8 protein-coding genes are annotated in these 13,424 nt (G+C 69.4%); 5 read left to right on the forward strand and 3 right to left on the reverse strand.

The genetic code is table 11. The features are described from left to right. Positions 1–136: 136 nt before the first annotated feature. The 3 genes from ACFXI4_RS29385 to metH all read right to left on the reverse strand — a co-directional run bounded on the left by ACFXI4_RS29385 (position 137) and on the right by metH (position 6,540). A complete protein-coding gene (locus tag ACFXI4_RS29385) occupies positions 137–1,741 on the reverse strand; it encodes an ABC transporter substrate-binding protein (RefSeq protein WP_384996628.1) in 1,605 nt (534 codons plus the stop codon). Positions 1,742–2,163: 422 nt separating this feature from the next. Then, entirely contained in the window at positions 2,164–2,865 is a 702-nt protein-coding gene (locus tag ACFXI4_RS29390) for an HAD family hydrolase (RefSeq protein ID WP_384996630.1), read from the reverse strand. A 159-nt stretch (positions 2,866–3,024) separates the two neighbouring features. Next, a complete protein-coding gene (gene metH / locus ACFXI4_RS29395; protein WP_362718934.1) occupies positions 3,025–6,540 on the reverse strand; it encodes a methionine synthase in 3,516 nt (1,171 codons plus the stop codon). Between the two features lie 413 nt (positions 6,541–6,953). On the opposite strand from metH, the gene ACFXI4_RS29400 reads away from it, so the two are divergent. The 5 genes from ACFXI4_RS29400 to ACFXI4_RS29420 all read left to right on the forward strand — a co-directional run bounded on the left by ACFXI4_RS29400 (position 6,954) and on the right by ACFXI4_RS29420 (position 13,287). Beyond that, complete coding sequence (locus ACFXI4_RS29400; RefSeq protein WP_384996634.1) at positions 6,954–7,718, forward strand: IclR family transcriptional regulator; 765 nt, start codon at positions 6,954–6,956, stop codon at positions 7,716–7,718. A gap of 377 nt (positions 7,719–8,095) precedes the next feature. After that, positions 8,096–8,890 carry an MIP/aquaporin family protein gene (locus ACFXI4_RS29405; RefSeq protein ID WP_362713811.1) on the forward strand — a complete coding sequence of 265 codons (795 nt, stop codon included), beginning with the start codon at positions 8,096–8,098 and terminating at the stop codon, positions 8,888–8,890. Positions 8,891–8,971: 81 nt separating this feature from the next. Next, positions 8,972–10,510 (forward strand): glycerol kinase GlpK, encoded by a 1,539-nt coding sequence (gene glpK, locus ACFXI4_RS29410; protein ID WP_362713813.1) that lies wholly within the window; start codon positions 8,972–8,974, stop codon positions 10,508–10,510. A gap of 53 nt (positions 10,511–10,563) precedes the next feature. After that, the gene (locus tag ACFXI4_RS29415) at positions 10,564–12,180 is read left to right on the forward strand and encodes an FAD-dependent oxidoreductase (RefSeq protein WP_384996638.1); all 1,617 of its coding nucleotides are present in this window, start codon (positions 10,564–10,566) and stop codon (positions 12,178–12,180) included. Positions 12,181–12,615: 435 nt separating this feature from the next. After that, entirely contained in the window at positions 12,616–13,287 is a 672-nt protein-coding gene (locus ACFXI4_RS29420) for a FadR/GntR family transcriptional regulator (RefSeq protein ID WP_362713817.1), read from the forward strand. The last annotated feature ends 137 nt before the right edge of the window (positions 13,288–13,424 follow it).

Here is a 13,424-nt window from a genome sequence, read left to right on the forward strand (position 1 = left end):
GCCGTCGTGGTGGTGGCTCCGGGCCCCCACTTTGGCCCCGGACACGCCCCCCCCGGCCCACCCGCAGTACGCCACGCCCCCCCCACTCCTCAGAGTGGGGCGCCCTTCCGTCGTAGCGACCTCGGGTGACCGGTCGTCAGCTGCTGGAGCCGCGGCCGAGCTCCCACAGCTGAAGGCTGGAGGAGGAGTTGAGGGCGTAGGCGACACCCGTGATGTCGTCACGGGCGGCGACGTACTGCTTGCCCTGCCACAGCGGCAGCACCGGGACCTCGTCGGCGACGATGTCCTGGATCTCGTTCAGGCTGGCGGACGCGCTGGCGCGGTCGGCCTCGCGGCGCGATTCGGGGATCAGCGTGTCGTTGATCTTCTTGTTGGTGTACGGCGAGGCGAGGAAGTTGTCCTTGCCGAGGAACGGCGCGAGGAAGTTGTCGGCGTCCGGGAAGTCGGGGAACCAGCCCATGCCGTAGACGTCGTACGCCTGCTTGCGCTCGGCGGTCTGGTACGTCGACCAGGGAGTGCCCTTGATGTCGACGTCGAACAGGCCGCTGTCGTTGAGCTGCTTCTGCAGGACCTCGAACTCCTCCTTGGTGGCGGAGCCGTAGTGGTCGGTCGTGTAGTGCAGCGTCAGCCTCACCGGGGTGGTGATGTTCGCGGCGGTCAGCAGGTTCTTGGCCTTGGAGACGCTGGGGTCGCCGTACTTGTTGAAGAAGGCGTTGGAGTGGCCGGTCACGGAGGCCGGGACCAGCGAGTACAGCGGCTCGGCCTGGGAGCCGTACACCTTGGCGACGAGCGTGGCGCGGTCGACGATCTGGGCCATCGCCTCGCGGACGGCCTTGGACTTGACCGTGGGCGCGTCGGTGTTGAAGCCGAGGTAGCGGATCTCCAGGCCGGACATCTCGACGAGTTCGACGTTGTCGTCGTCGCCGGCGTCGAGCTTGCTGATCTGCGACGGCGACATGGTGCGGGTCATGACGTCGATGTCGCCCTTGTCGATCGCCTCGCCCATGGCGTCGGCGTCCTTGAAGGACTTCAGGACCACCTGGTTGTTGTTGACCGTCACGCTGCCCTTGTAGTTCGGGTTCTTGGTGAAGGTGGCGGAGACGATCTCGTTGTTCTGGACGTCGGCCTTGAAGGTGTAGGGGCCGGATCCGTCGACGTCGAAGCCGTCGCGCAGCTTGTCCTTCGCGTAGTCCTTCGGGTTCAGGATGCCCGCGACCGGCGTGGACAGCTTGTACGGGAAGGTGGCGTCGGCCGACTTGAGGTGGAAGATGACCTCTCGGTCACCCTGGGTCTCGATGGTGTCGATGTTCGAGAGCAGCGCGAAGACGCCACTCTCGGACTTGATGCGCAGGGCGCGCTCCATGGACCACTTGACGTCCGCGGCGGTGACGGTGGTGCCGTCGGAGAACTTCAGGCCCTCACGCAGCTTGCAGGCGTAGCGCTCGCTGCCGCTGTCGGTGAAGGAGCAGCTCTCGGCGGCGTCCGGGACCGGGTCTCCGTCGCCCTTGGGCTGCGACATGAGGGTCTGCACCGTCTGGCGCAGGATGTTCCAGCCGCCGACGTCGTAGGAGTAGGCGGGGTCGATCGGCGCCGGGGCGTCCTTCGTGGCCGTGAACCGGTCGGTGGTGCCGACCACGATCGCGCCGTCGCCGCTGCTCCCACTGTCGGATCCACCGCACGCGGCGAGAACCGGAGTGAGCAGACCGATGACGGCCGGCAGCACCAAAGTCTTGCGGTTCATGCTCGAAGTTCTCCAGAGCTGTTCGAGTCCGTGTATCCGACAAACAGGGGTGTCGTAGCGGATCACGGGGGTAACGGCGATGTTCTCGCGATGACATTAGTGCGCGCCCGCAGGAGGACTCACTGGCCCCCGAGTTGAGGAACCATCACGCAGTGGAACCGGCTGCGGACAGACCGAAAACCCGACGGCGGCAGGATTAGTGCAGCGTCTCCCCAATCGGGACACAAGGGTGCCTGAATTCCCCCCGATCAGGGGGGAAGCGGCACACCCGGGCAACGTTGTCGACCCTCGCGCATGTGGCGAACATCACACGCATCGCGACCCGGAGGGAGACCACAATTCAGCCGGTTGAACAGTTGCGAATTCCGTTGACCGACCACGGCGGGGATTTCACGAATGCCACTTGCACGCTGGGTGAACGGCTAGCGCATTTCCGTCATCAGTCCGCGGAGAAATGCCAGGTCGACCTCTTCCAGGGAGCTGACCACGGTGCGCCGTTCGGCCGGGGCGATGGGTGCCACCGACGGGACGGCGACCACCCGGCAGCCGGCGGCCTCCGCGGCGGCTACACCGGTGGCGGTGTCCTCGACCACCGCACATCTGGCCGGATCCACACCGAGACCCGCGGCGGCGAGCAGGTACGGGTCCGGGTAGGGCTTGGTGCGGGAGACCTCGTCACCGGCGACGGAGAGGGTGAAGTGATGGGGGCCCAGGGAGGTCAGGACGCGGTCGATGATGCGCCGGTGCGAGGCGGAGACCAGGGCGGTGGGGATCTGCTGGTCGTAGAGCTCGGCGAGCAGCCGTTTGGCGCCCGGCATCAGCGGCAGGGCGGTGCCGATGCGCTCTTCGAAGCCGTCGTTGAGCAGGACGCTGAGTTCGGCGAGCGTGATGGCGGCGCCGGTGGCCTCGATGAGGAACCCGGCGCTGCGGGTCATGGGACCGCCGACCACCACATGGCGCCAGGACTCGTCGAGGGCGTGGCCGAGCCGGGAGAAGATCTCGACCTCGACGTCCCACCAGAAGCCCTCGGTGTCCACCAGGGTGCCGTCCATGTCGAGGAGCACAGCCTGAAGCGCCGAGCCTTCCGCCGTACGGGTACCGGGCACGGGGACCGTACTGGTCATCCGGGCGCACCTCCTTGAGGGACGACCAGGCCGGTTCCCATGCGGGGAACCGGCCTGCTGTGGACCGACCAGTGTACGACTTATCCGATCAGTGCGCTCTGTGGCACGCGTCTCGGCTCCGTGGCGCACGCGTACGGCCCAGCGCCGCGCACGTACGGCTCAGCGTGCGTTGAAGTACTTCGCCTCCGGGTGGTGGATCACGATGGCGTCGGTGGACTGCTCGGGGTGCAGCTGGAACTCCTCGGACAGCTGGACGCCGATCCGCTCGGGCTGGAGCAGGTCCGCGATCTTGGCGCGGTCCTCCAGGTTCGGGCACGCCCCGTAGCCGAGGGAGAACCGCGCGCCCCGGTACTTCAGGGCGAACATGTCCTCGATGTCGCCGGGGTCCTCGCCTGCGAAGCCCAGCTCCGAACGGACGCGTGCGTGCCAGTACTCGGCGAGAGCCTCGGCCAGCTGGACGGACAGGCCGTGCAGTTCGAGGTAGTCGCGGTAGGCGTTGGCCTCGAAGAGCTTGGCGGTCTGCTCGCCGATGCGGGAGCCGACGGTGACGACCTGCAGTCCGACCACGTCCGTCTCCCCCGACTCCTCAGGGCGGAAGAAGTCGGCCAGGCACAGCCGCCGGCCCCGGCGCTGGCGGGGGAAGGTGAACCGGGTGCGTTCGTTGCCGCTCTCGTCCAGGATGATCAGGTCGTCGTCCTTGGAGACGCAGCGGAAGTAGCCGTAGACCACGGCCGCCTCCAGCAGGTTCTCGGTCTGGAGCCGGTCCAGCAGACCGCGCAGCCGCGGGCGGCCGTCGGTCTCGACGAGCTCCTCGTACGTCGGCCCCTCGCCGGTGCGGGCCTGCTTGAGACCCCACTGGCCCTTGAAGAGGGCGCCCTCGTCGAGCCAGCTCGCGTACTCCTTGAGCTGGATGCCCTTGATGACGCGGGTGTCCCAGAACGGCGGAGTGGGCACCCGGTTGTCGACGGCGACGTCTGAGCGGACATGGCCCTCCTCGGGCCGTTCCTCGACCTCGGCGGTGGCGGCCGGCCGTACCCGGCGCTGCTTCAGCTCCGGCAGGCTGGCACCGGGTACGCCGCGCTTGACGCCGATGAGGGCGTCCATCAGGCGCAGGCCCTCGAAGGCGTCGCGGGCGTAGCGGACCTCGCCCTCGTAGATCTCGTGCAGGTCCTGCTCGACGTAGGCGCGGGTGAGGGCGGCGCCGCCCAGGATCACCGGGTAACTGGCCGCCAGGCCGCGCTGGTTGAGCTCCTCCAGGTTCTCCTTCATGATCACCGTGGACTTGACCAGGAGCCCGGACATGCCGATGACGTCGGCCCGGTGCTCGTCGGCGGCCTCCAGGATCGCGGAGACGGGCTGCTTGATGCCCAGGTTGACGACGTTGTAGCCGTTGTTGGACAGGATGATGTCGACGAGATTCTTGCCGATGTCGTGGACGTCCCCGCGCACGGTGGCCAGCACGATGGTGCCCTTGCCCTCGGTGTCCGACTTCTCCATGTGCGGTTCGAGGTAGGCGACCGCGGACTTCATGACCTCGGCGGACTGGAGGACGAACGGCAGCTGCATCTGGCCGGAGCCGAACAGCTCGCCGACGACCTTCATGCCGTCCAGGAGGGTCTCGTTGACGATGTCGAGGGCGGGGCGGTCCTGCAGGGCCGCGTCCAGGTCGGCCTCCAGGCCGTTCTTCTCACCGTCGATGATGCGGCGCTTGAGGCGCTCCTCCAGCGGGAGGGCGGCCAGTTCCTCGGCCTTGCCGGCCTTGAGGGACTTGGCCGTGGCGCCCTCGAAGAGCGCCATCAGCTTCTGGAGCGGGTCGTAGCCCTCGGCGCGGCGGTCGTACACGAGGTCGAGGGCGGTCCGCACCTCCTCCTCGGAGAACCGGGCGATCGGCAGGATCTTGCTCGCGTGCACGATCGCCGAGTCCAGGCCCGCCTTGACGCACTCGTCGAGGAAGACGGAGTTCAGCAGGATGCGGGCGGCCGGGTTGAGGCCGAAGGAGATGTTGGACAGACCCAGGGTGGTCTGGACGTCGGGGTGACGGCGCTTGAGTTCGCGGATCGCCTCGATGGTGGCGATGCCGTCGCCCCGGGACTCCTCCTGACCGGTGCAGATGGTGAAGGTCAGGGTGTCGATGAGGATGTCCGACTCGTGGATGCCCCAGTTCCCGGTCAGGTCCTCGATCAGCCGTTCGGCGATCTCGACCTTCTTCTCCGGGGTGCGGGCCTGGCCCTCCTCGTCGATGGTCAGCGCGATCAGCGCGGCCCCGTGCTCGCGCGCCAGGGTGGTGACCTTCGCGAAGCGGGACTCCGGGCCGTCGCCGTCCTCGTAGTTGACGGAGTTGATGACGGCGCGCCCGCCGAGCTTCTCCAGGCCCGCCTGGATGACCGGGACCTCGGTGGAGTCCAGGACGATCGGCAGGGTGGAGGCGGTGGCGAAGCGGCCGGCCAGCTCCTGCATGTCGGCGACGCCGTCCCGGCCGACGTAGTCCACGCAGAGGTCCAGCATGTGGGCGCCCTCGCGGATCTGCTCGCGGGCCATCTCCACGCAGTCGTCCCAGCGGGCGTCCAGCATGGCCTCGCGGAACTTCTTGGAACCGTTGGCGTTGGTGCGCTCACCGATGGCCAGGTACGAGGTGTCCTGGCGGAACGGGACGGTCTGGTAGAGGGAGGCGGCGCCGGGCTCGGGGCGCGGGCTGCGCTCGGGCGGGGTGACGCCCCGGACCCGTTCGACCACCTGGCGCAGGTGCTCGGGGGTGGTGCCGCAGCAGCCGCCGATGAGGGAGAGGCCGTAGTCCCGTACGAAGGCCTCGTGGGCGTCGGCCAGTTCGGAGGGGGTGAGCGGGTAGCTGGCGCCGTCCTTGCCGAGGACGGGCAGGCCGGCGTTGGGCATGCACGACAGCGCGATGCGGGAGTGCCGGGAGAGGTAGCGCAGGTGCTCGCTCATCTCGGCGGGTCCGGTGGCGCAGTTCATGCCGATCATGTCGATGCCGAGCGGTTCCAGCGCGGTGAGCGCGGCGCCGATCTCGGAGCCCAGCAGCATGGTGCCGGTCGTCTCGACGGTGACGGAGACGACGATCGGGACGTCCAGGCCGGCGATCTCGCGGGCGCGGTGGGCGCCGATCACGGCGGCCTTGGTCTGCAGCAGGTCCTGGGTGGTCTCCACGATCAGCGCGTCGGCGCCGCCCGCGATCAGGCCCTCGGCGTTCTGCTGGAAGGCGTCGCGGATGGTGGTGTACCCGATGTGGCCGAGGGTGGGCAGCTTGGTGCCGGGCCCGATGGAGCCGAGCACCCAGCGCCCGCGGCCGTCACGGGCGACGTAGCCGTCGGCGGTCTCCCGGGCGATCCGGGCGCCCGCCTCGGACAGTTCGTACACGCGCTCGGGGATGTCGTACTCGGCCATCGCCGCGTAGTTGGCGCCGAAGGTGTTGGTCTCGACACAGTCCACGCCCGCGTCGAAGTACGCCTCGTGGACCGAACGGACGATGTCCGGCCGGGTCACGTTCAGGATCTCGTTGCAGCCTTCCAGCTGCTGGAAGTCGTCGAGGGTCGGGTCCTGGGCCTGGAGCATGGTGCCCATCGCCCCGTCGGCGACCACCACACGGGTGGCGAGCGCCTCTCGGAGCGCGGACACACGGGTCCGGCTGTCGGTGGAAGGGGACGGCGACGACGAGGCCATGAAGGGCTCCCTTGGATGCGACGGCTGTCGGCTATGCGGTCCGCCGGGCCGGGCCCGGGCACGGACGCACTGCGCCAGCCTAACCGGGTGTCGCCCCGGATGGGCAGGCCGTCCATGTGGCGGACGAGTGAGGGAGCAGGTGAGGCGGCAGACGGGGCGGTGGATGGGCGAGTATGTCGCCCATCCACGGCGTCCGCGCCCGCGCTCGCGGACCGCGCCCGAGGTGAGCACCGGAACCGCGCCTCGGGCGGGGACGGGTCCTCACGCGGGGTGAGCGCGGACCACGCCTGGTGTAACGCGTGTCGACCAACCATTAGCGGAGAGTCGACATGGACCGGTAGTGTTCGACATTGCCGAACGACGGTTACGGCAGTCTTACGGCGAGGGTCGTAGGGGACGGAGGCAGGACTGCGATGGCACGGAACATCCAGTCGCTCGAACGGGCGGCCGCGATGCTGCGACTGCTCGCGGGCGGCGAGCGACGGCTCGGCCTGTCCGACATCGCCTCGTCACTGGGTCTGGCAAAGGGCACCGCGCACGGCATCCTGCGCACCCTCCAGCAGGAGGGGTTCGTCGAGCAGGACGAGACCTCCGGGCGCTACCAGCTGGGTGCCGAGCTGCTGCGGCTCGGCACCACCTATCTGGACGTGCACGAGCTGCGGGCCCGGGCGCTGGTGTGGACGGACGATCTGGCCCGCTCCAGCGGGGAGAGCGTCTACCTGGGCGTTCTCCATCAGCAGGGCGTCCTGATCGTGCACCACGTGTTCCGGCCCGACGACAGCCGGCAGGTGCTGGAGATCGGCGCGATGCAGCCGCTGCACTCCACGGCCCTCGGCAAGGTGCTGTCGGCCTACGACCCGGTGGCGCACAGCGAGGCCCTGGAGGCCGACCGCAAGCCCTTCACGGACCGTACGACCTGTGACCTCGACGCTTTCGAGCACATCCTCGACATCACCCGCGCGCGCGGGTACGCGGCGGACGTGGAGGAGACCTGGGAGGGCGTGGCCTCGGTCGCGGCGCCGATCCACGACCGGCGGCGCATGCCGGTGGGCGCGGTGGGCATCACCGGCGCGGTGGAACGGCTGTACAAGGACGGCGAGCTGCAGCCCGAGCTGATCGCAGCGGTGCGGGACTGCGCCCGCGCGGTGTCACGGGACCTCGGCGCGGGACGGTTCTGACCGCACGCCGCTGATCACCCCTGAGGCCGGTCCGCCTGTCGGCGGACCGGCCTCAGCCGTACCCCGATGTGGACAAAATTGAGCAAAAGCGCAGTTCAGTGGGGTTACCGCAGCGCATCCGGCCCACGATCCCGACAAAGATCGACAACTCGGCCACCTCAATAACGATCGCGCTTTCGATAACAGAACTCTTGACGCACACGTAACGCCGGGGCGAGACTCCCGTCCATCGGTCGGCATTGTCGAACACCTAACGGCAATACGCGCTAGAGTGTGGCAACGCCAAGGGCCGGCATCGCTCTCACCCCCGAGAGTCGCCAACACCCCGAAGGGACTCGGGGTTCGGCTTCCCTGGACGAAGGACAAAGGAGTCGCGGGTGTCCAGCTCCGACATCTTCATCGGCGAGACCATCGGTACCGCCATACTCATCCTGCTCGGCGGCGGTGTGTGCGCCGCCGTCACGCTCAAGGCCTCCAAGGCCCGTAACGCCGGCTGGCTCGCCATCGCCTTCGGTTGGGGCTTCGCCGTCATGACGGCGGTCTACATCTCCGGACCGCTGTCCGGCGCCCATCTCAACCCGGCCGTCACCGTGGCCCTCGCGATCAAGGACGACGACTGGAGCAACGTTCCGGTCTACTTCGCCGGCCAGCTGCTCGGCGCGCTGATCGGCGCGACCCTGGTGTGGGTCGCCTACTACGGCCAGTTCCAGGCGCACCTGACCGACAGGGAGATCGTCGGCGGTCCGGGCGCGCAGGCCACCACGGCCAAGGCCGTCGAGGCGCAGGAGAAGGGCGCCGGCCCGGTCCTCGGCATCTTCTCCACCGGCCCCGAGATCCGGAACGTGGCGCAGAACCTCGCCACGGAGATCATCGGCACCGTCGTGCTGATCCTGGCGGTCCTCACGCAGGGCCTCAACGACAAGGGCAACGGCCTCGGTGTGCTGGGCGGCCTGATCACCGCCCTGGTGGTCGTCTCCATCGGTCTCTCGCTCGGCGGCCCGACGGGCTACGCCATCAACCCGGCCCGTGACCTCGGCCCGCGTATCGTGCACGCGCTGCTCCCCCTGCCCAACAAGGGCGGCTCCGACTGGAGCTACGCCTGGATCCCGGTGGTCGGTCCCCTGATCGGCGGAGCGATAGCCGCGGGCATCTACAACGTCGCCTTTGCTTAGAAGCAGACCTCCGCTGGCAGCAGACCTCCGCTGAAGCACCAGACGTACCGCCACACACCACGGATCTTCGAGGAGCACACCGTGACCGACGCCCACACCGCAGGCCCGTTCATCGCCGCGATCGACCAGGGCACGACCTCCAGCCGCTGCATCGTCTTCGACAAGGACGGCCGTATCGTCTCGGTCGACCAGAAGGAGCACGAGCAGATCTTCCCCAAGCCGGGCTGGGTCGAACACAACGCCAACGAGATCTGGACCAACGTCCAGGAAGTCGTGGCCGGGGCCGTCCAGAAGGCCGGCATCACCCGGGACGACATCAAGGCCATCGGCATCACCAACCAGCGCGAGACCACCGTGCTGTGGGACAAGAACACCGGTGAGCCCGTCTACAACGCCATCGTCTGGCAGGACACCCGTACCGACGCCCTCTGCCGCGAGCTCGGCCGCAACGTCGGCCAGGACCGCTTCCGCCGCGAGACCGGCCTCCCGCTGGCCTCCTACTTCGCCGGCCCCAAGGCCCGCTGGCTGCTCGACAACGTCGACGGGCTCAAGGAGCGCGCCGAGGCGGGCGACATCCTCTTCGGCACCATGGACACCTGGGTCATCTGGAACCTGACCGGCGGTGTCGACGGCGGCAAGCACGTCACCGACGTGACCAACGCCTCCCGCACCATGCTGATGAACCTGCACACCATGCAGTGGGACGAGAAGATCGCCGAGTCCATCGGCGTGCCGCTGCAGATCCTGCCCGAGATCCGCTCCTCCGCCGAGGTCTACGGCGAGGTCACCGGCGGTCCCTTGGGCGAGCTGCTCGGCGGCATCCCGGTCGCCTCCGCGCTCGGCGACCAGCAGGCGGCCCTGTTCGGCCAGACCTGCTTCTCCGAGGGCGAGACCAAGTCCACCTACGGCACCGGCACCTTCATGGTGATGAACACCGGTGACAAGATCATCAACTCCTACGCGGGCCTGCTGACCACGGTCGGCTACAAGATCGGCGACCAGCCGACGGTGTACGCCCTCGAGGGCTCGATCGCCGTCACCGGTTCGCTGGTGCAGTGGATGCGCGACCAGATGGGCCTGATCTCCACCGCGGCCGAGATCGAGACGCTCGCGCTCTCGGTCGAGGACAACGGCGGCGCCTACTTCGTGCCGGCCTTCTCCGGCCTGTTCGCCCCGCACTGGCGCTCCGACGCCCGCGGTGTGATCGCCGGTCTGACCCGGTACGTCACCAAGGCGCACCTGGCCCGCGCCGTCCTGGAGGCCACCGCCTGGCAGACCCGAGAGATCGCCGACGCCATGGTGAAGGACTCCGGCGACGAGCTGATCGCGCTCAAGGTCGACGGTGGCATGACCGCCAACAACCTGCTGATGCAGCAGCTCGCCGACGTCCTCGACGCCCCGGTGGTGCGTCCGATGGTCGCCGAGACCACCTGCCTGGGCGCCGCCTACGCCGCCGGCCTCGCCGTCGGCTTCTGGTCCAGCACCGACGAACTGCGCGCCAACTGGCGCCGGGCCGCCGAGTGGACCCCCCGCATGGACGCGGAGACCCGCGACCGTGAGTACAAGAACTGGCTCAAGGCCGTCGACCGGACCATGGGCTGGATCGACGACGAGAGCTGACGAGAGCGCGCACGCTCTCACGATCGAGCTCTGACGAGGAGTAAGAACCCCACATGACCAGTCAGTCCACCCTGCAGTCCGTGCCTGCCCTGGGTACGCACCCGGCCTCCGGCTCACTGCCGAGCCGGGCCGAGACCAGGGACCAGCTCTCCAAGGCGTCGTACGACCTTCTTGTGATCGGCGGCGGCATCCTGGGCATCTCCACCGCCTGGCACGCCGCGCAGTCCGGTCTCAGGGTGGCCCTGGTCGACGCCGGCGACTTCGCCGGCGCCACCTCCTCCGCCTCCTCCAAGCTCCTCCACGGCGGTCTGCGCTACCTGCAGACCGGCGCGGTGAAGCTGGTGGCGGAGAACCACTTCGAACGCCGTGCGGTCTCCCGCCAGGTGGCTCCCCACCTGGCGAACCCGCTCACGTTCTACCTCCCCGTGTACAAGGGCGGTCCGCACGGCGCGGCGAAGCTCGGCGCGGGCGTCTTCGCCTACTCCGCGCTCTCCGCCTTCGGTGACGGCGTCGGCCACCTGCTCTCGCCCGGCCGGGCCCAGCGGGACGTGCCGGAGCTGCGTACCGAGAACCTCAAGGCCGTCGCGGTGTACGGCGACGACCAGATGAACGACGCGCGGATGGCGCTGATGACGGTCCGCGCGGCCGTCGAGGCGGGCGCGGTCGTCCTCAACCACGCCCAGGTCACCGGCCTGCGCTTCACCAAGGGCCGGGTGACGGGCGCCGACCTGAAGGACGCCGTCTCCGGCGAGGAGTTCGGCGTCAACGCCCGGCTGGTGCTCAACGCGACCGGCCCGTGGGTCGACCACCTGCGCCGGATGGAGGACCCGAACGCGGCCCCGTCCATCCGGCTCTCGAAGGGCGCGCACCTGGTCCTGAAGCGGACCGCGCCGTGGAAGGCCGCGCTCGCGACCCCCATCGACAAGTACCGGATCACCTTCGCCCTCCCCTGGGAGGACATGCTCCTGCTCGGCACCACCGACGAGGAGTACGAGGGCGACCCGGCGGACGTCTCCGTCACCGAGAAGGACATCGCCCAGATCCTGGACGAGGCCGCGTTCTCGGTCCGGGACCAGCAGCTCCGGCGTGACCTGATCACCTACGCCTTCGCGGGCCTGCGGGTGCTGCCGGGCGGTCCCGGCGACACCGCCAAGGCCAAGCGGGAGACCGTGGTGACCGAGGGCAGGGGCGGCATGCTGTCCGTCGCGGGCGGCAAGTGGACCACCTTCCGGCACATCGGCCGCACCGTGATGGAGAAGCTGGAGGCGTTGCCGGGCCACCCCCTGGGCGACGACTTCGAGCCGATCGCCTCGCTGCCGAAGAAGCTGCCGCTGCCCGGTGTGGCCAACCCCCGCGCCGTCGCCCATCGCCTGCTGGTGGACAACCCGGCCCCCGGCCCGCGCATGGCCGCCGACACGGCCAAGCACCTGGCCACCCACTACGGTTCGCTGGCCTTCGACATAGCCCGGATCGCCAACGAGCACCCGGAGCTGGCCGCGCGGGTCCACCCGGACGCCCCGGAGATCTGGGCGCAGGTCGTCTGGGCCCGCGACCACGAGTGGGCGGAGACCACGGACGACGTGCTGCGCCGGCGTACCACCCTGACCATCCGCGGCCTGGCCACGGACGACGTCAAGGCCAAGGTCCAGGACCTGCTCGACGAGAAGTGACAGCGCCCGCCCGCCGGTTTCGGCGGACGAGCGGCGCGCCAGGTACGCCCTGGCCGGCCCGGCGCCCCGGAACCCCCGGCCCCGCCGTACCGGTGCCGGGTCCTGGAGGGGCGGCTCCCCTCCCCTAGGGAGCCGCCCCTCTTCCGTGTGCGCGCCCCGGCGTACGCGCGTACCCCGCGGCCTTGTGCCCGGGTAGCGTGCCCGACCCGGGCCACCGCGCCACCAGCCGCTCCCCGAACGCTTCCACGCGCGAGTTCCGGCATGTGCGGTTGCAGTCGTACCTCGCGGGCCCGGGCAGCACGTCGCTCGCCCCACCGGGCCCGCGGGAGTCGCCGGAGACGAGCGCCCTGAACGAGCGGCCCCGCTGACCGGGGCCTGACCAGGTCGCATAATGTGACCCAGACATCGGAGGTCTAAGCCACCAGGAGGCCCGGTATGGCAGTCACCGACGAGGCGATCGAGAAGATCAAGGACATGATCGTCTCCGGTGCGCTGCGCCCCGGTGACCGGTTGCCGAAGGAGAGCGAACTCGCCGCCGAACTCGGGCTGTCCCGCAACTCGTTGCGGGAGGCGGTGCGGGCCCTGTCGCTGATCCGGATCCTGGACGTACGGCAGGGCGACGGCACCTACGTCACCAGCCTGGACCCGCAGCTGCTCCTGGAGGCGATGAGCTTCGTCGTGGACTTCCACCGCGACGACACGGTCCTGGAGTTCCTCGCGGTGCGCCGGATCCTGGAGCCGGCCGCCACCGCGATGGCCGCCTCCCGGATCAGCGAGCAGCAACTGGACGCGCTGGCGACCCAGTTGGACGCGCTGGGCGCCGCTCCCTCGGTGGAGGAACTGGTCGCCTGCGATCTGGAGTTCCACCGGGGCATCGTGCAGAGCTCCGGCAACTCGGTGCTCTGCTCGCTCCTTGACGGGCTGTCGGGGCCCACCACCCGGGCCCGGATCTGGCGCGGACTGACCCAGGAGGACGCGGTCGCCCGGACCCTGCGGGAACACCGGGCGATCCTGGCCGCGCTGCGCGACCGGGACGCGGAGGCGGCCCGCTCCTGGGCGACCGTGCACATCGCGAGCGTGGAGCAGTGGCTGCGCAGCAGTCTGTGAAGCGCTTGCCGTCCGTGGGCGGTTCCTCGCCTGATCGGGGTGTTCACGGGCGGCGAACGGGGCAGTGATCCGTTCACTCCCCCGTGCAAGGGGGCTGCGGGCGCCCCCGCCGGACGCCGTAAGGTTGGGGCGTACGC

The sequence above is a fragment of the Streptomyces sp. NPDC059224 genome (assembly GCF_042754285.1).
In the GTDB taxonomy this organism is placed as follows: Bacteria; Actinomycetota; Actinomycetes; order Streptomycetales; family Streptomycetaceae; genus Streptomyces.

Excerpts from the sequence above, each read along its gene's own strand:
- ACFXI4_RS29385 (WP_384996628.1), bottom strand. The coding sequence starts at position 1,741 with ATGAACCGCAAGACTTTGGTGCTGCCGGCCGTCATCGGTCTGCTCACT.
- ACFXI4_RS29390 (WP_384996630.1), bottom strand. The coding sequence starts at position 2,865 with ATGACCAGTACGGTCCCCGTGCCCGGTACCCGTACGGCGGAAGGCTCG.
- metH (WP_362718934.1), bottom strand. The coding sequence starts at position 6,540 with ATGGCCTCGTCGTCGCCGTCCCCTTCCACCGACAGCCGGACCCGTGTG.
- ACFXI4_RS29400 (WP_384996634.1), top strand. The coding sequence starts at position 6,954 with ATGGCACGGAACATCCAGTCGCTCGAACGGGCGGCCGCGATGCTGCGA.
- ACFXI4_RS29415 (WP_384996638.1), top strand. The coding sequence starts at position 10,564 with ATGACCAGTCAGTCCACCCTGCAGTCCGTGCCTGCCCTGGGTACGCAC.
- ACFXI4_RS29420 (WP_362713817.1), top strand. The coding sequence starts at position 12,616 with ATGGCAGTCACCGACGAGGCGATCGAGAAGATCAAGGACATGATCGTC.